The sequence below is a fragment of the Streptomyces colwelliae genome (assembly GCF_048158785.1).
In the GTDB taxonomy this organism is placed as follows: Bacteria; Actinomycetota; Actinomycetes; order Streptomycetales; family Streptomycetaceae; genus Streptomyces.
The window spans coordinates 1-17,340 of record NZ_JBLTJC010000221.1 but is presented as its reverse complement, the minus strand read 5'-3'; the positions used below and the strand labels follow the sequence as shown (position 1 = coordinate 17,340).

Annotated in this window: 14 protein-coding genes and 2 pseudogenes; 9 read left to right on the top strand and 7 right to left on the bottom strand. The window is 70.4% G+C overall.

Features of this window, described 5'->3' with window-relative positions:
• The 4 genes from ACNFOC_RS34675 to ACNFOC_RS34660 all read right to left on the bottom strand — a co-directional run.
• Window positions 1-1,214, bottom strand: a 1,214-nt coding sequence (locus tag ACNFOC_RS34675; protein ID WP_416963012.1) for an AfsR/SARP family transcriptional regulator, incomplete at its 3' end; no start/stop codon positions are given.
• Between the two features lie 130 nt (window positions 1,215-1,344).
• Entirely contained in the window at window positions 1,345-2,664 is a 1,320-nt protein-coding gene (locus tag ACNFOC_RS34670; RefSeq protein WP_416963011.1) for a glycosyltransferase, read from the bottom strand.
• Window positions 2,665-3,097: 433 nt separating this feature from the next.
• Window positions 3,098-3,388: a CPCC family cysteine-rich protein gene (locus ACNFOC_RS34665; protein ID WP_416963010.1), complete on the bottom strand. Its 291-nt coding sequence runs from the start codon at window positions 3,386-3,388 to the stop codon at window positions 3,098-3,100.
• An 83-nt stretch (window positions 3,389-3,471) separates the two neighbouring features.
• Window positions 3,472-4,110 carry a hypothetical protein gene (locus ACNFOC_RS34660; protein WP_416963009.1) on the bottom strand — a complete coding sequence of 213 codons (639 nt, stop codon included), beginning with the start codon at window positions 4,108-4,110 and terminating at the stop codon, window positions 3,472-3,474.
• A gap of 1,149 nt (window positions 4,111-5,259) precedes the next feature.
• Between ACNFOC_RS34660 and ACNFOC_RS34655 the strand changes: the two are divergent.
• Window positions 5,260-5,451: pseudogene (locus ACNFOC_RS34655) on the top strand (integrase); the annotation flags it as partial.
• Window positions 5,452-5,575: 124 nt separating this feature from the next.
• On the opposite strand, the gene ACNFOC_RS34650 reads toward ACNFOC_RS34655, so the two are convergent.
• Window positions 5,576-6,466, bottom strand: coding sequence for a hypothetical protein (locus ACNFOC_RS34650; RefSeq protein ID WP_416963008.1), 891 nt, complete (start codon window positions 6,464-6,466; stop codon window positions 5,576-5,578).
• Window positions 6,467-7,408: 942 nt separating this feature from the next.
• On the opposite strand from ACNFOC_RS34650, the gene ACNFOC_RS34645 reads away from it, so the two are divergent.
• From ACNFOC_RS34645 to ACNFOC_RS34620, 6 genes are all read left to right on the top strand, one after another.
• Window positions 7,409-8,590: a sensor histidine kinase gene (locus tag ACNFOC_RS34645; RefSeq protein WP_416963007.1), complete on the top strand. Its 1,182-nt coding sequence runs from the start codon at window positions 7,409-7,411 to the stop codon at window positions 8,588-8,590.
• Window positions 8,591-8,618: 28 nt separating this feature from the next.
• A complete protein-coding gene (locus tag ACNFOC_RS34640; RefSeq protein ID WP_416963006.1) occupies window positions 8,619-9,278 on the top strand; it encodes a response regulator in 660 nt (219 codons plus the stop codon).
• 115 nt (window positions 9,279-9,393) lie between these two features.
• The gene (locus tag ACNFOC_RS34635) at window positions 9,394-10,035 is read left to right on the top strand and encodes a GOLPH3/VPS74 family protein (protein WP_416963005.1); all 642 of its coding nucleotides are present in this window, start codon (window positions 9,394-9,396) and stop codon (window positions 10,033-10,035) included.
• Between the two features lie 24 nt (window positions 10,036-10,059).
• A complete protein-coding gene (locus ACNFOC_RS34630; RefSeq protein WP_416963004.1) occupies window positions 10,060-11,616 on the top strand; it encodes a carboxylesterase/lipase family protein in 1,557 nt (518 codons plus the stop codon).
• 224 nt (window positions 11,617-11,840) lie between these two features.
• Window positions 11,841-13,040: an AAA family ATPase gene (locus ACNFOC_RS34625; RefSeq protein WP_416963003.1), complete on the top strand. Its 1,200-nt coding sequence runs from the start codon at window positions 11,841-11,843 to the stop codon at window positions 13,038-13,040.
• A gap of 20 nt (window positions 13,041-13,060) precedes the next feature.
• Complete coding sequence (locus ACNFOC_RS34620; protein WP_416963002.1) at window positions 13,061-14,680, top strand: VWA domain-containing protein; 1,620 nt, start codon at window positions 13,061-13,063, stop codon at window positions 14,678-14,680.
• A 62-nt stretch (window positions 14,681-14,742) separates the two neighbouring features.
• Here ACNFOC_RS34620 and ACNFOC_RS34615 read toward each other — a convergent pair whose 3' ends face one another.
• Window positions 14,743-15,633 (bottom strand): helix-turn-helix domain-containing protein, encoded by an 891-nt coding sequence (locus ACNFOC_RS34615; RefSeq protein WP_416963001.1) that lies wholly within the window; start codon window positions 15,631-15,633, stop codon window positions 14,743-14,745.
• A 207-nt stretch (window positions 15,634-15,840) separates the two neighbouring features.
• On the opposite strand from ACNFOC_RS34615, the gene ACNFOC_RS34610 reads away from it, so the two are divergent.
• Window positions 15,841-16,602, top strand: coding sequence for an SDR family oxidoreductase (locus tag ACNFOC_RS34610; protein ID WP_416963000.1), 762 nt, complete (start codon window positions 15,841-15,843; stop codon window positions 16,600-16,602).
• 132 nt (window positions 16,603-16,734) lie between these two features.
• Window positions 16,735-17,091 (top strand): hypothetical protein, encoded by a 357-nt coding sequence (locus ACNFOC_RS34605; RefSeq protein WP_416962999.1) that lies wholly within the window; start codon window positions 16,735-16,737, stop codon window positions 17,089-17,091.
• A gap of 25 nt (window positions 17,092-17,116) precedes the next feature.
• Here ACNFOC_RS34605 and ACNFOC_RS34600 read toward each other — a convergent pair.
• Window positions 17,117-17,340: pseudogene (locus tag ACNFOC_RS34600) on the bottom strand (TetR family transcriptional regulator); the annotation flags it as partial.

The window sequence follows — 17,340 nt, the reverse complement described above, 5'->3', positions numbered from 1 at the left end:
GAGTTGGACACCGGCGTTGTTGAACACCAGGTCGGCCCTGCCGAAGCGTTCGGCGACCCGATCGGCGGCGGCGGCCGCCCGGCGCCGGAAGTGCTCGGCCGCCAACTCGACCGCGTGCAGGGCCCCTTGGTCGGAGTGCGGGCGCAGACGGACATCGAGGAGACCACGACCTTCATGGCGTACGGAGAACTCGCCGCGGTACTTCGCGCCCGCGACCATCGCACCGAGGTCCAGTGCGGAGCGGTGCCGGATTCCGTAGTACGGCCTTCAGCGGTACGGACTTGAGTGGTACGGCCTTGAGTGGTACGGCCTTCAGCAGTACCGGCTTCAGCAATACGGCCTTCAGCTCTCGCCGGGTCCGCTCCCGTGCGGCGCCCCGCTCCCGCCGGGTCCGCCCCCATGCGGCGCCCTGCACCCGTCGCGTCAGCCCCGGCCCCGTTCCGCGCTCTCGCGGCCTCCGGTTCCCCGGTCGCCCCCCGTCCGGCGGCGGCCAGTTCCGGTCCCGGATCGACGCCCAACTCCTCCGCGAGCCGGGTCGCCGTCGAGCGGAAGACCTCCAGTGCCTCCGCCCGTCGGCCGGTCTGCGTGAGGGCTCGGACGAGCAGGGACTGGAGCCCCTCGTCGAGCGGGTGCCGTGTCGCGGTCTCGGTGAGGGCGGGCAGGACACGGGCCGCCGCGCCGCAGCCGAGGGCCACGGCCGCCGCCTCGCGGACCACGGCGTCGTACTCGCGGTCCAGCTCGGTGAAGACGGGATGCGTGGGCGCCTCGGCGGGGCAACCGGCGGTCGGGCCGTAACGAAGCGCGAGCGCGTCCGCGAACTCCTCCACGGCCCGCCCGGTGTCGTGCTGTTCGACCAACTTCCTTGCTCCAGCCGCCTGCTGACGGAACAGCAGCAGATCCACCGAGTCGACCGGCGCCAGCAGCCGATAGCCGCCCCCGCCCCGCAACAGCAGTGAGCCCGCAGCCCGGTTGGGCAGCCCCGGCTCCAACAGCCGCCGTAGCGCGCCGACATGGCGGTGCACCATGTTGACCGCGCGTGCGGGCTGCCGGTCCGCCGCCCAGAGCGAGTCGACGATGTCCGGCAACGGCACCGGTGAACCGGACCGCGCCAGCAGGAGGGCGAGGAGCGTGCGCCGCAGCGGCGGCCCCGGATCCACCTCGACCTCGTCCCGCCAGACCCGTACGTCCCCGAGAACCGTGAACCGTAACGGCACCGGTGTCATCGCATCCCCCCGCCCCCGCCTACCGGGCCCTCATGCTAGGCAGCGGCGGGGACGGCACTCACGGGGCCGGACATTTCAGGCGTGGCAGGGCGAGGGGTTCCGGTCGAGCCCGCGGCAGGGCTCAGGCGGGCCCGGCCGCAGCGGTCGCTTCCGCCACCACCTCCGCGATCGCCCTGAGCGCGTCATGGCGCCCGAACTCCTCCCGCAACCCGGCCGCCCGCTTCCGGAATCCGGGTTCGGCCAGCACCTTTCGTACGGCGTCCCGCACGGCCGTGGGTGACGGCCGCCCGGTCCGCAGGTCGAGCCCGGCCCCGCTCCACTCCACCCGGGCCGCCACCTCCGGCTTGTCCTCACCGTCCCCGCCCACGACGAGCGGGACGCCGTACCGCAGGGCCTGGTGGACCCCGCCGTAGCCGCCGTTCGTGACCAGGACCGAGGCGTGGGGGAGGACGGCGTCGAAGGGGACGTAGCCGGCGACGCGCGCGTTCGCGGGAACGGGTCCCGCCGCCCGGATCCGGTCCGGGCCGTCCGCGCGGCCCGTCACGGCGACCACCAGGACGTCCTCTCCGGCCAGGGCGTCGATCGTGGGCCGCACCAGCCGTCCGAGATCGCGGTTGTCGAAGGACCCCTGGGTGACCACGACGACGGGACGGTCCGCGTCCTCCACCTCGGCCCACCAGTCGGGAAGCGGCCGCGATCCGCTCGGCGGCGCGGCGGGCAGCGGCCCGACGAACCGGAACGACGGCGGCAGGTCGCCGCGCGGATACTCGAACCCCGGGACGGTCAGCTGGAGATAGTGGTCCGGCACGGTCACCAGGCAGTCCAGCAGGAAGCCCGGCAGTTCGGTGCCGCTCTCCCCGAAGTTGTCCTCGACGTGCCGCTGCGCGTCCGAGAAGACCTCCCTGACCTGGTCGTTCATATCCCGATGCCGTTTCTTCGCGCCCTCTCCGACCAGGGGCGGCATGCCGAGCCCGATGGGCGGCGCGTCCTCGCTGAGCAGGGTCGGCATGGTGATGCCGAGGCTGACGGTGGCCGGCCGGCTGCCGGGGGGCGCGGACAGCGCGAGTGCGGTGGCGCCCAGGAACAGCGGATCACTCACCACGACGGACGCCGGGAACCGATCGGCGAGCAGACTCCGCAACGCCCGGTACTGGGCAGCGGTGGGATCCCCGAAGACGTGCTTCAGGTCGTAGTCCAACTGCCTCGGCCCGGCCGGCAGCGCACCGCGCTCGGGGAAGTACAGCTCCAACTGCCGGTCGTCGAAGTCCGCGTCCGCCGGCAACGACACATGCAGGGCACCGGCTGCCCCCACATCCTCGGCGAACCGGCTCCCCGTCAGCACGACCACCTCGTGCCCACGCCGGACGAGATCGGAGGCCACGGCGAGGACCGGCTGAACGTGGCCGTGGAAGGGCGTTGCGGTGGCGATGACCAGTGTCACGGGGGCTCCCTGTGCTCGGCGGACGGTGCCACGGGAGCGTAGGAACCGGGTGTGCAAAACAAGTGCGGGCCGCCTGACAGCGACCGACGGACAGCGAAGAGGCCCGGGCCGATGACCTGGGCCTCTGCCATGGGGCGGGCGGGTGACGAGAATCGAACTCGCACTCCCGGCTTGGGAAGCTGTGGGTGCTTGGGGCTGGTTGTGGCGCTGACCTGGGCGAACGGCTGACCGTGGCCTCGTTGGGCTCGGCTGCTTTCACCGTGGTTCCCCGCTCGATCTGATGCGGTTGTGGTGCGGTCGCAATCTCCGCTTTAGGAGGTCGCTCAGCAGAGAGCGCGGGCGGCTTGGGCTCGTGCGTGTTGGGCGAACCGGGATGCGGCTCAAGCCGCCGGGATCCGTGCTGGTGTGGGGAGGCTGACGTCAGCTGCTGATGTCAGGCAGTGGGGTGTTCGCCGGAGAGAGGAGGGCGTACGAACTGGGTACACCGCTCGTCACAGGCTTCCATGGCGTGGAAGTTCCGACGTGCCTCTGTGAGACTCAGCGGTCCGTTCGGACCGCCTCGAACCCGGTCGGCATCGTGGTCGTCCTGTCCGTCGTCCTCCCAGAAACACACGGGACAGATCTCGAAGTTGCCACGCTCGTCGAGCGTCGGGAAGTCGCAACAGGGACAGCGGTACGGGCCGTCCTCGGCCTTGCCGTGGATGTTCAGGAACGGAGTGACCACGCTGGCATCCTGCCCCGCCATGCTGCCGATGGCGACCCAATAAATGCACGCGGCTCAGTGTGCTGAGGTAGGTGCATGAACGGTCACCTGCGTTCATGGATGGCTGGGCTCCGGGCTGTACTGCGCTCGATGTCTCGTGTGAACCACAGCGAACGGCGCTGAATGAGACGGAAACTGAGACGCGTCAGCAGACCGGCACTATCAGCTAGGCCCTTGTCATACTTACCCAAAGGCTTCCGCTTCTGAAGAGGTGCATGCCCAAGCTGTGCGCGAAATCCACCCGCAAGATTCTGACGCGCTGCTCGGGCCAGGTCGCTGAGCTTCTCGCACTCATCAGCCTTCCTAGCCTGCGCGAGCGTCAGCATGTCATCGAGGATGTGCCTCAACGCACGTACCTCTCGCCACATTTGTCGCGATACATCGAGGTTCAGGTCGTGGTAGACGTTGATGAACTCGTCGTGAGCGGCACTTGCTTGCTTTGCCAAGGTAGAGTCGGTGGCATTTCTGTCAGCCTGCGCTAGCTCGATCGAAAGTTGCCTTGACCGTCGTTGAGCCACAAGCAGTTGCGCGTACGTCGTGCGTAAGGCTGCTCGAGTCTGGTGTCGCAACTCGTACCTTTTCACGATGAGGCCGGCCACGATCCCGATGAAAACCGAAGTGAGGAACGCATTGGCGGCTCCTGCTGCCAGTGTCTCTTCAAGGTTAAGTTGTGAGAGTGTCATTAGAGGATGCTTCCGTAGGTGCCCCGATTTCATGAGCTGTTCTTGATAACGGCGGTGGCCCTGTGACTGTCTTGCTAGTCCTGGGCGGTGTCAACACCATCTGTCGGCGTGTACGTCTTGAGTGCCTCAACAGTGATGCATGGCGCTAATGCCAGCTGCGTGACCTTGATACTGCACCCGACGGGCACAGTCCGTGCAGGGCGTCTCACGTGTGGCTTCGGCGCAAACGGCTTGATGTGACGGCCTAATCGATGGTCAACCCGTATCAGCTCGTGGTCTGGGTCTGGGGGGGCTTGAGGGGCTTGAATGTTATGGGGTTGAGTGTGGGGTTGACCTGAGAGGGAGCGACGTCGGGCTTCAGATGGGCTGGCCTGGAACGGCCTATTCGCCCCGAATGGCTGGCTCATCGGTCATTGAGGTCTCAAGGGCTCGTCGAGCGGGCACTGCGGCTGGCGGCACTGATCGGCTACCGGTAGGCAATTTTACTAAGGTGACATCTTGGATGGGCCTCAGCTGCTATCTTCGCTTTGTGATTCGGATTGACCCGCAATGGGTGCCAATGATTGCACTTACCTCTCTCGCCGTGGCCTTGTACGGTCTAGCGGTGAGTATTTACAACGTACGCCGAAGCGGACCTCTCGTACGAGTGGTCTCATTTATGTGTGAAGCGGACGACGGAAGATGGAACCTACACCTCGAAGTCACAAATACCGGGCGGGGTGATGTGCCTGTAGATTTCATAAAGCTGTCATACTTTGGAATCTATGGTGACCGGCAAATCCGAACGGGCGATCTAGATCCAGAGTTTACTGAAGTTGGCGGACGGATATTTCCGTGCCGGATTGAAGGTAATGGTACGAGAGTCACCTGGGTGGCGCCCGGAAGTGGGGTCGTGGACTTGGGTGATGCCTTCGGTGAGACTTTCTCCCCAATAGTGCATATCAGGATTGGAAAGAGAAAGAGGAAGGTCCGTGTTCGGCGACCGGGGGAATCGCCTCGTCGCTGAATTGAGTTCCTGCACTCGCATCCCGTGGTCTGTCGGTCTCCGCGTTGACGCCGTGCTGCCCATGCCCGGCAGACAGTTCCCCCGGAGTCCTGGCGCAGGGCGACTCGCTTCCCAACCTCCGCAGCGACGTGACGACCCGCTAGGGCGCGACTCTCAAGGGCACGATGGTGCGCGCCGGCCAGTCGTCGGAGAAGGCCGCGTTGATCTATCAGCACTCCGATGAGGAGCGGCGGCGCGACTTGGTGGCCGGACTCGACGACATGGTCCGCGCCGGACGTGCGAAGCACCACAACGACAGCAGCGCGCGCCATAGGGAGAAACCCACCGGCAGCTAGTGCTGTGACCGGATGGGTTCGCTGGGGCCGAGGTCGGAGCGGTTGGGCGGGCAGTGACGTCCGTACCGAGAGCCCGGAACGCCAGGTCACCGTGTATCGGTGGATCGTTACGGGCCGGGGTGTTTCACGCCTGGGTGGGATCAGCCGGATCGGGCTGCCTGGCTGGCCCAGTCTCGTCGGAGGTGTAGTTGATCGTGCCGCTGTCTCCGAAGGTGAGGGCGGTGCCGCGTACCTCACCGTTGAATGTGTAAGTGTGCCCGGGCTGATGGGGCCGGAACAGTGCGTCGCGCAGAGCTCGGGCCGTCGGTGCGAGGTGCGGGACGATCGCGGCGATGAAGCTGGCACTCACGAACGCCGCGGCCAGTTCCCCGAAGAATCCGAAGGCGGAGAACACCGGCGGGACGGTGAACAGCAGGAAGGACAGCGAGAAGAAGGCGGGCATGTGCTCGCGGTCGTCCTTCATACGGGCGGCCGACCGCTCGCGCAGGTCGACGTCCCCCAGCGGGTTGTGCGGGACGACCTCCCAGCTGCCGGAGTCACGGCCGGAGGCGAGCAACCGGAAGGTCACGCGCTGCCCGCGCTCCAGGTGGCCGATGGCGAAGACCGCTTCCCGGCGGCTCTGTTCGAGGTCCGGACGTCGCTGCACACCCCACTCGGCCTCGTGGGTGGAGGTCGCGGCGGCGTCGAGGACCTCGCTGCCGTCGGCGAACCGGAACCGTAATTGCTGCTGCTGGACAACGCGGTTCCCAGTGTTCTCCACGGTGAACGCGACGGAGCTGAGGTTCTCGACGTACCTGCCGTCGTAGGTGAGCCCAAGTCGGGGCCGCACTTGGTCGTCGGCGGAGACGATGGCCGTCCGCGTCTCGGCGTCGTAGGAGAGCCGCTTGGTCGGTTCGCGGCGGGTCTTCACGTACTCGATCGCCATCGTGCCGAGCACACCGACGAGCCCGCCCGCGAGGGCGATGATCAGGTCCCGCTGGAAATTGGTCAGAGCTGCCGCTGCGGCCCAGTTCACCGTCGCCCCCCGTCGATCACTGAGGAGTCACCCTAGTCCCGGAGGGCTCCGGCACACAGGCGGAATCCAGCGCCCGGGGACCGTCCCATCACGCACCCGCACACAACCGCCACCACACCTCCAGGAGTTGCAACGGACGTCACTGCCCATCCAGCGCCCTTGTGGTGCGCTTGTGGTGTGCGCTCCGCCCGCTGGTCCAGACAACAAAGAACCCCCGGGTCATCGACCTGGGGGTTTCACATGGAGCGGGTGACGAGAATCGAACTTGCACTCTCGGCTTGGGAAGCGGCGGCGCTCGCCGTGCCGGACAATTTCCGACCTGGGCATATGTGTTCTCGTGCAGTGCGCACGGGCGCGGTATCGCACCGCTTTTGACCGTGGTTTACCGGTCTTGAGGGCACGCTATGGGCACGCCGTCGGCTCGGAGGGCTGCTCTGCGTGGTCGGCAGGTGGCCGAGTTCGGGAAGCGATCGTCGGCCGGAAGAGTGCTGTTGCAGGAGCACATGGAGGGCGACTCGGCGGCGACGGGACAACTTGGGGGCGGGGCCGGCCTGGAGTCGCCGGATGTGGTGGCGGGTGCGGCGCGCGCCGCTTTCACTCTGCACGTGAGTGTGGTGCCCTACACGACCCAGGGGTGACCCCGGCAACCCGGAGGGTGCTGCCGTCCGGGCAGAGCCTCAGCTGGAGTACGGCGACGGCCGGGAGGTTGCCGACGCGCTGCCAGGTCGTACAGCCTCGCGCGATAGCGATAGCGATAGCGATAGCGATAGCGATAGACGACGCCGGCGAGGGGAGCCGTTGACCGCGAGGCAGACGTGGCCGGTGGTCGGTGTTTTTGGGGCGACGGCGAAGCCGCTGAGGTAGCGGTCGGACTTGGAGGCCGGCGGAGCCGCGGGCCCGCTCGACGCGAAGGACGGCCCGGTCGCTGGATAGGGTCGGGGCGTGGACCGCAGCAGCAGACAGCCGGGTGACGTGTCCGCCGGCCAGGCGCGGAGCGAGTTGTCGTCGCGGGCGGTGCGGGCGCTGTGGTGGGGGTCGGCCGGTCTGGTGCTCGCCGTACCCGGTACCGCGGTACTCGTCGCCGGCGCGGGGCGCGGTTGGCGACTGCCCGTGGCAGTGGCCCTGGTTCTCGTGCAGGTCTGCGCCCTGAGGTGGCAGGTGCGGGCCCCAGTCGCCGTACTGGCCGTGAACGCGGCGACGGGGATCGCGGTGTGGACGCTGCTGCCCGAGGTGTCCTTGACGGGGGCGCTGCTCGCGGCGCAGGTCGCGTTGTGCGTACTGTCGGCCACCGGGCCGCGGCGGGCGTCGGTGTGGGCGCTCGCGGCGATGTGCCTGCCGGTGCCGCTGGCGTTCGGGGCGGGTGGTGGCCCGGCGGGGGTGACGGTCTATCTGCTGGCGGTGGTCCTCGCGTGGACCGCGGGGCAGTGGCGCCGGGCGCAGCGGGCACGGGCAGCGGCGGAGACGCGCCGGGCCGTGGTCGAGGAGCGGGCGCGGATCGCGCGCGAGGTGCACGACGTGGTGGCGCACACGCTGTCCGTGATGGTCATCCAGGCGGGTGCCGCGGACGACGTGTTCGCGGAACGCCCCGACCAGGCCCGGCAGGCGCTGCGGGCCATCGAGACGGGCGCCCGCTCGGCGCTCGGCGAACTGCGGCTCCTGCTGCGGGCGTTCGGTCCCGGGGACATGCGGGACGGTGAGGCCGGGGAGCAGCGGGAACCGGGGCCCTCGCTCGCCCGCCTGGACGAGTTGGCGGACCCCGTGCGAGCTACCGGGATGACCGTGAGCGTGCACCGCGAGGGCGCCTTCGACGGGCTGCCGGCCGTGGTGGACCTGGCGGCGTACCGGATCGTCCAGGAGGCTCTCACCAACACGCTGCGCCACGCGGTCGGCGCCGACGAGGTGGGCGTGTGCGTGAGCGTCGAAGGGGAGTGCGTGGAGATCTCGGTGGTCGACAACGGGCGTACGTCACAAGGCCGTTCGGACACGGCGGGAGCGGTGGCGGGACGAGGTCTGGTGGGGATGAGGGAGCGCGCACGGCTCGTGGGTGGCAGCCTGCGCGCCGGTCCGCTGTCCGGGGGCGGGTTCGAGGTGGCGGCGCGGCTGCCGGTGGGGCGTATGTCATGACGCCGTGTGTGCCGCTGGAGCGCGTGTCATGACGCTGCGGGTGGTGGTGGCCGACGACCAGGAACTGGTCCGTACCGGATTCCGCATGATCATCGACGCCCGGGACGACCTGGAGGTGGTCGGTGAGGCGTCCGACGGCCGGGAGGCGGTGCGGCTGACGCGGGAACTGGCGCCCGACGTGGTGCTGATGGACGTACGCATGCCGGTCGTGGACGGCATCGAGGCGACCCGGCGGATCGCGGAGTCGGGCAGTGCGGCCCGGGTGCTCGTGCTGACCACGTGGGACCTGGACGCGCACGTGCTCGCCGCGCTGCGGGCGGGGGCGAGCGGTTTCCTGCTCAAGGACATGCGCCCCACCGAACTCGTCGACGCGATCCGCCTCACCGCGCGCGGGGACGCGCTGCTGGCACCGGCCGTACTGGGCCGCGTCCTCGACCGGTTCCTGCGCACCACGCCCGACTCAACACCCCCGCCCTCCCTGCGGGATCTCTCCGGCCGCGAGCGGGAGGTGCTCACCCTGATCGGGCAGGCGCTGTCGAACGCGGAGATCGCCGAGCGGCTGCGCCTGTCTGAGGCCACCGTCAAGAACCATGTCACCGCGGTACTGCGCAAACTGGGCCTGCGCGACCGCGTCCAGGCCGTCGTCGCCGCCTACGACCACGGCCTCGTGCAGCCACGCCGCCCCTGACAAACGCCGCCTCCTCCTCAAGGAGGAGACCGGGCCGCGGTCCTCCCGCGTTCCCAGTGCCGTTCCGTCCGCGTGGCCGATCCGGGGCCGGGGCGCCCGGCCATAGCGTCGAGGTGTGAACGATGACCTGGCCTGCCTCATGTATCTGCTCGCCTACGACGACGCGGCCGAGGGCCCCTACGACCGTCGCCGCACTCAGCTGCTGGTCCGGGCCGCCGCCCTGATCGACCTGGCGTCGCGCGGCCGGCTGGCGGAGGACGGCGGCGGCAGGGTCACCGTGTCCGATCCCCGGCCGACCGGTGACCCGGTCCTGGACGGCGTACTGCGCGACGCCGCCGCCGGGCACGGCTGGAAGCACCTCGTACGCCGCCACCGCAAGCGGACCCTGACCCAGGTGGAGGACCGGCTCGCCGCGACGGGAGTACTCACCGTGAAGGCGCCCCGCATCCCCTTCGCCACCCGGCGGCTGACCGTGACGGACCGCGCCGTGCCCGCCGTACTCCGGGCCCGGGTGTCCGAGGCGCTGCACGGAGACCGCCCCGTCCAGGAACTCCCCGCCGCCGACGCCGCGCTGCTGGCACTGGCCGCGGCGGGCGGCATCCGCTCGGTCGTCCCACGGCGGGACCACAAGACCTTCCGGGCCCGTATCGACGCCTGCACGGGGTCGCTGGCCGCCCTCGCGCCGGGCCTGGAGAAAGCCGTACGCACGCTGCCGATGACCATGATCGCCGCGCAGGGCGGCATGGGCGGCAGCTGACCCAGCCGACCGAACGGGGAGACCATGAGCAAGCACCGCGTCCTGACCACCCTGGGCTGCGCCCTGACCGCCGTCCTCGCGACGGCCTGGTCCGCAGCGCCACCAACTCAGCCCGCTGCCACCACGGTTCGTGTCCACGACGGCCTGGTGCGGGGTGCCGCCCACGACGGTTACCGCACCTTCGAGGGCATCCCGTACGCGGCGCCCCCGGTCGGCGGGCTGCGCTGGGCACCGCCCCACCCCGCGGCCCACTGGCCCGGGGTACGGGACGCGACCCGGCCCGCGAGCGCCTGCCCGCAGCCGGCCGGCGAGGTGCCGGGCGGCAGCACCGACGAGGACTGTCTCCACCTGAACGTCACCACGCCCGACGACGCGGGACCCGCGCGCCCCCGGCCGGTGGTCGTGTGGCTGCACGGCGGCGGCTTCACCACCGGAGCGGGCAGTTCCTACGACGCCCACCGCATGGCCACCCGGGGCGATGTCGTGGTCGTCACTGTCAACTACCGCCTCGGAGCCCTCGGTTTCCTCGCCCACGGCGGGCTGCCCGGCTCCGGCACCTTCGGCCTGGCCGACCAGCAGGCGGCACTGCGCTGGGTCCGCACCGAGATCGGCGCCTTCGGCGGCGACGCTCACAACGTGACGCTGGCCGGTGAGTCCGCCGGCGGCTACAGCGTCTGCGCCCAGCTCGCCGCACCCGCCGCCGCGGGCCTCTTCGACCGGGCGATCATCGAGAGCGGCCCGTGCACAGGCCGCCCCGACCGGCCCTTCGCCCCGTCCTCCGTCCCCCTGTCCACGGCGCGCGCCACGGGCACGGACCTTGCGGCGAAGGTCGGCTGCCGCTCCGCCCACGACGTCCTGTCCTGCCTACGACGCGTGAGCGTCCCGCGCCTGCTCGCGGCCCAGGAAACCGACCAACAGCCCGCCTACGCCACCCCGTTGCTGCCCACCGACCCCGCGGCGGCGATCACCGCCGGCCGCTTCCACCACGTCCCCGTACTCATCGGCAACAACCACGACGAGGGCAACGGCTGGGCCGCCGGGATCATCCAGGCCGGCAACCCCGTCACCGCCGACACCTGGCCCGACGTCGTGTCCGCCTTCTTCCCCTCCCCGGGGCAGGCCGAGGCGATCGTCCGCGAGTACCCGGTACACCCGACGACCGACGGAGGCCCGGTGTTCGGCGCGGTCATCGGCGACGCGAACTTCGCCTGCCCGACGGCGCGCACCGACGCCCTGCTCGCCGCCCAAGTCCCCACCTGGCGCTACGAGTTCGCCGACGAACACGCCCCACAGCTCACCTCCGGCACCCCGCCGTTCCCACTCGGCGCACCGCACGCGAGCGAACTGCCCTACCTGTTCGACCTGGGCGGCCGCCCCCGCGACCTGACCGCGGCACAGCACCGGCTGGCCGACACCATGCTCGACTACTGGACCCAATTTGCCCGCACCACCGACCCGAACGGCCCGTCGTCGCCGCACTGGCCCCGGCGCACCGTCCTCTCCCTGGCACCGGACCACATCGCCCCCACCCGCACGGCGGAGGCCCGCCACCACTGCGCGTTCTGGAACACCCTCGGCTGACCACCGCGAGGGCCCGCCGCCCCGGCCGACAAACAAGCCCCAGGACGTCGGGGTCGCGGACAAGGCGGGCGAGTCGACGGCCGCACGACTCCCCGGCACATGTGGGCCTGGTGACAGCTCCGTCGACCGCGGTGCCTCAGCTGCCTCGCACCTCGTCTCGTCGTAGCCTCGCAGGAAGGGCCGTCTCGGCAGCCCAACAGGGCATCGCAGGCTAGGAGTTGACCATGGGCGGGCTGGGCGCGCAGGACACGGCCACGAGACTGCGGGCGATCAGCGACGAGTTGTCGGACCGCTTCTACGAGCGGGCCGACGTGGTGCGGACGCTGGTGGTGACGCTGCTGGCCGGACAGCACTCGCTGCTGCTCGGCCCGCCCGGAACGGCGAAGTCCGAGCTGGCCCGCGAGCTCACGGGCAGGTTCGAGGGGGCGTCCTACTGGGAGATCCTGCTCTCGAAGTTCACCGCGCCGACGAGGATGTTCGGCCCCATCGACGTCGCGGCGCTGGCCCGGGGCGAGTACCGCCAGGTGTACGAAGGCCGCGCCACGACCGCGCACATCGCGTTCATCGACGAGATCTTCAAGTGCTCCACGGCAGCGCTGAACGAGACGCTGGGCTTTCTCAACGAGCGGATCTACCACCCCGAGAGCGGCGGCGAGCCGATCAACTGCCCCCTGATCGGGGCCATCACGGCGAGCAACGAACTGCCCAGCGGGGACGACACGGCCGCGATCTACGACCGCCTGCTGGTGCGGATCGAGGTCGGGTACCTGGAAGACCCCTCCAATTTCGCCGCGCTGGTCCGCTCCGCCGTCAGCCGCCCGGCGGCCCCGACCCGGACCACGGTCGAGCTGGCCGCGTTGCAGCACGCCGTGACCGAGACCGTCCCGGCCGTGGACGTCCCCGACGTGATCGTGGACGCGGTGTGCACCCTGCGGGCCGCCCTGCGCCGCAGGGAACTCGTCGCCTCCGACCGCCGCTGGCGGCAGGCGGTGGGCCTGCTCCAGGCGTCCGCCTACCTCGACGGCCGCCCGACGGTCGCCGAGACCGACCTGTCGGTGCTGACCCACGTGCTGTGGGACTCCCCCGCCGAACGCCCGACCGTCGAGCGCGAGGTGCTGCACCTGGTCAACCCCGACGCCAAGGAGGCACTCGACCTGGCCGACACCATCGACGAGCTGGAGGCCCAACTCGACGCCATGGCAGGGCAGTCCCGCGAGGCGCTCAGCGAGTGGGTCATCAAGAAGGCCCACAACCAGCTGGCCATGGCGGGGAAGCGGCTGGAGAAGCTCCGCGAGGAGGCGGCGGGCGCCGGCCGCTCCACCGCCGCCATCGACCGGGTCACTGGCCGGCAGCGCGCCGTCCGCGCCCGCGTTCTCACCGAGGCCCTCGGCGTGGACGCGAGCATGGTGCAGGCCCAGCTCTGAACACCGGGAGATCAGGACCCATGGACGAGACACGGGGCAGGCTCGACGAACTGACGAGCCGGGCCGGGAGGTGGCTGGGCGGATCCACCGCCGCGTCCGAGCAGCACACCACGGCCGTGGTCGCGGACCGGTTCGACCGGCTCACCTGGCAGGACACCTATGGGCAGTCGGCCGGACTGCGCGACCTGGCCGAGGAGTTGAACCAGCGCTACGACCACACCACCGACGTCCTGACCGACGTGTTCCTGGCCGCCTACAAGGTCGGACCGCGGCTGCGTGAGCCCGCGGAGATGGACCCCTCCCGACTGGTCAACCACCAGATCATCACCTCGCTCCTGGACTCACCGGAATTCGCCGAGCTGCACCGGGAGACGGCCGGCGACCCGTACGCCGCAGCCATGGCCGTACTCGCCCAGGCCGCCGCGCTGCGCCGGATGCTGGAGCACTCCCGGGATGCCCAGGAACAGGCCGAGCAGGTGAAGAACGCCCAGCGGGCCGCCGAAGACGCGGCGACCGCCGTGGGCGAGGCGCTCCAGGAGGCCGCCGACGAGGCCGACGAGGACGGCACCGTGCCGTCCCTCGCCGACGACGCCGTACACCAGGCGATCGAGGCCGCCGGCGCCGCCGAGGCCGCCGCGCGGCAGTCCTCCCGGACCGCCGCGCAGGCCCGCACGGCGGTGGCCCCCGGTATCCGCGCCGCCGCGCGGAACGCGGTGGCGAAGGCCGCCGGGGCCGCGCGGGAGGAGGGCGCGCTGATGCGGGCATGGGGAGTCGGTCCCGGCGAGCTGGAGCGGATGCCGTTCGACCAGCGGGCCCGGCTCGCCGAGCGGCTGCGCACCGGCCGGCTCGCACAGTGGGCCGAACTGATCGGCCGTTTCCGGCAGATGGCCGACGGCGAGCGCGCCCGCAAGGTCGAGAACGCCACCGGAGAACTGGTCGGCGTCACCCTCGGCAACGACCTCTCCCGCGTCATCCCCTCCGAGTTGGCCAACCTCGGACTGCCCGCCCTGCGCGCGGTGTTCGCCGCGCGCTACGCCGCCGGGGAGCTGATGCTCTACGACAGCCAGGGCGAGCAGAGCACCGGCCAGGGCGCCGTCATCGCGTGCGTCGACACCTCGCACTCCATGTACGAAGCGGGGCCCGGCGGAGTCACCCGGGAGGCGTGGGCCAAGGCATGTGCCCTGGCGCTCCTCGACCAGGCCCGTCACGCGGGGCGCGACTTCGTCGGCATCCTGTTCTCCGCCGCCGACAAACTCCAGGTCTTCCGCTTCCCGGCCGACCGATCGGCCGACATCACGCAGGTCCTCGACTTCGCGGAGACCTTCCTCGGCGGCGGCACGAGCTACCAGCGGCCGTTGTCGGCGGCCGGCGAACTGCTGGAGGCGGAGTTCAACGACACCACCCGCATGCGCGGCGACATCGTGATGCTCACCGACGACGACTGCGGCGTCACCGGGACATGGATGCGCGACTGGAACGAGGCCAAGCACCGGCTCGGCTTCCGCGTCTTCGGCGTGGCCATCGGCGCCCCGCGCGTCGCCGAAGCCGACTCGGTCCTGGACGCCCTGTGCGACAACCTGCGCTCCATCGAGGACTTCACCGACGTCCACGCGGCCGCCGACCTCTTCCGCGTGATCTGATTCGGGCCTCCTCCCCGTTCGGCGGTGCAGGAGCTGTTCTCGGCCGGCGTACGTCCTGTTCGTCAAGGTGTCTTCGGGTGCGGGATGTCCGCCGGGCTGTCGTGTGCTGTGCCGGTGGACTCGGCGGGCTCGGTGGACTCGATGGGTGAGAGCGCGGCGAGGAGCCGCAGTTTCTCGTCGCTGTCGCTGTTCTTGTCGGGGTAGTAGACGACGAGGATGACGTCGTCGACGGGGAGTTTGTCCCGGTGGAGGCGTAGTTCACCGACGACGGGGTGGTGGACCGTGGTCGTGCCGCCGGCGAGACGGCGGACGTCGTGGCGGGCCCACAGGGTGCGGAACCGCTGGCTGGACAGGGCGAGTTCGCCGACGAGTTCGACGAACCGGGGGTTGTCGGTGTCGTCCCCGATGGTGGTGCGAAGGGCGGCGACGAAATCGGCGGTGGCCTTCGTCCAGTCCCGGTGGAAGGCTTGTTCCTCGGGATCGAGGAGGAGCGAACGCAGCCGGTTGTGGCCGGGCCGCAGCCGGGGGGAGAGCGCGACGGCCATGGGGTTGGAGGCCAGGACGTCGAACGCGCGCCCTTCGACGAACGCGGGGATCTGAAGATGGGCGAGCAGCTCGTGCACCCGCGCCGGTACGTGCTCGGGCCGCTTGCGGTGTGGTGCCCTCGGGCGTGCCGCCGCGAGGCCGAGCAGATACGTCCGTTCGATGTCGTCGAGCTCCAGGACGCGCGCGAGTGATGCGAGCACCTGGGGCGAGGGGTTCTTGTCACGGCCCCGTTCCAGGCGCAGGTAGTAGTCGGGACTGATGCCGGCGAGCAGGGCGACTTCCTCACGGCGCAGGCCGGGCACGCGGCGGTTGCCGCCGGGCGGGAGTCCTGCCTGCGCCGGGGAGACCAGCTCACGCCGGGCACGAAGGTAGCTGCCGAGCCGGTTGCCGGATTCCTCGTCCTTCATACCGACACCGTAATGCGGTGCGCGTGTCCCAGTGGGGGCCCTGTCAGGACCAGGGAAGACGGGGGCCCTGCCCCACCCGGCGAATGCCGTCGAGGCTGTGGTGACACCGTTTCGAAAGAGTTCGAAAGAGTTCGAAAGAGACGGAGAACATCGCTGTCCGCGTCGGGCTCGAACGCCGTCGGCGCCCTGAACTGAAGGGAAGATCCCGTGGATCTCTCCAACCGCACCGTTCTCATCGTCGGCGGAACCTCGGGCATCGGGCGGGAGCTGGCCCGCCGGTTCGCCGCGGCGGGCAGCACCGTGGCCGTCGGAGGCCGTAGCCCGGAGGCACTCTCGGAACTCGCCGGGGAAGGGTTCGGCACGTTCGGTATCGACGTCACGGACAGCGCCTCCGTCGCAGCCGCTCGCGATGCCGTGCTCGCCCGTTACCCCGAGCTGGACACCGTGGTGACCATGTCGGGGGTCATGCTCCTGGAGGACCTGCGCGACCCCGCGCACTTCGAGGCGGCGGAGACGACGATCGACACCAACCTGCTCGGCACCGTCCGGGTCATCGACGCCTTCACCCCCCACCTGGTCCGGCGCGGCGCCGGCACCTTCATCACCGTCACCTCCGGAATCGCCTTCCTGCCGTTCCCGCCCATGCCCAGCTACGCCGCCTCGAAGGCCGGAGTGCACGCCTACTCGGAGGCACTGCGCGCGCAACTCGACGGCACCGGTGTCGGCGTCGTCGAGCTCGTCCCCCCGGCCGTCGCCACAGCGGGTCAGGAAGCGGTGAACCCGCACGCGCTGCCCCTCGACGACTTCGCCACCGAGGTCATGCACCTGCTCTCGGAGAACCCCACCCCTCACGAAGTCCTCGTGAAGGGCGTCCTCATGCACCGCTGGGCCGAGCGCGACGGCACCTACGACGACCTCGTCGCCCAACGCTCCCAGGCCCTGGCCATGCTTCCCGGCCGCAAAGGCTGACACCCTCCGCCCACCGGTCGCCTCCTCGATCCTCGCCCCCGAACGGCCAACGGGCACCGACCGCAAGGAGTCGCCGGGAACGCGGTCGCCCGGCACGTCGCCCCGGCCGCGGACGAGGCGCACGCCCTGCTGGTGAGTCTGCTGGGCCGGGCGGCCGAGGCCGGGCGCCTTCGGGTTCCGGTGGTGCAGGCGACCCGCGTCATCCACGCGGCGACAACGGGTGCCACGCCGGCGCTGATCGGCGAAGAGTCTTCGGAGCGGGACCTGACGACGACGTCGGCACGGCTGCGGGACACCGTCATCGCCTCGATCACCACGGACCCGCCCGCCTCGTCCGGGTCGGACCTGGCCTCGCGCGCACTCACCCTCGACGCCGCGCTTCAAACCGCGCTCACCACCGGGCCGCCTGCTCCGAAGGCGTTACGACCCTCCGCCTCGCGATCGCAGGTACCGAGTGCCGAGCGCCGAGTACCGGCCCGGCCCAGCTGAACGGCGGCACCTTGTCGAAAACGCTCTAGCGGCGGGGCGTTGTGCCGGCTCGGACCAGGGCTCGCGCCAGGTCGGTGCTGGCCGGGAGGGTGTCGAGGGGGAGGGGCTGCGTGGCGAGAGCACCCTCGTGCAGTATGAGGAGTTGCGTGGCGAGGCTGGCCGGGTGCGGGCAGCCCGCTGCGGCGGCGAGCTCCTCGAACAGGTTCAGCAGCCAGAGCTTCTGGTTCGCGGAGATGCGGTGTGCGGGAT

Coding starts and splice junctions, on each gene's coding strand:
- ACNFOC_RS34660 (WP_416963009.1), bottom strand. CDS start 4,110: ATGACACTCTCACAACTTAACCTTGAAGAGACACTGGCAGCAGGAGCC.
- ACNFOC_RS34640 (WP_416963006.1), top strand. CDS start 8,619: ATGACGCTGCGGGTGGTGGTGGCCGACGACCAGGAACTGGTCCGTACC.
- ACNFOC_RS34630 (WP_416963004.1), top strand. CDS start 10,060: ATGAGCAAGCACCGCGTCCTGACCACCCTGGGCTGCGCCCTGACCGCC.
- ACNFOC_RS34625 (WP_416963003.1), top strand. CDS start 11,841: ATGGGCGGGCTGGGCGCGCAGGACACGGCCACGAGACTGCGGGCGATC.
- ACNFOC_RS34620 (WP_416963002.1), top strand. CDS start 13,061: ATGGACGAGACACGGGGCAGGCTCGACGAACTGACGAGCCGGGCCGGG.
- ACNFOC_RS34615 (WP_416963001.1), bottom strand. CDS start 15,633: ATGAAGGACGAGGAATCCGGCAACCGGCTCGGCAGCTACCTTCGTGCC.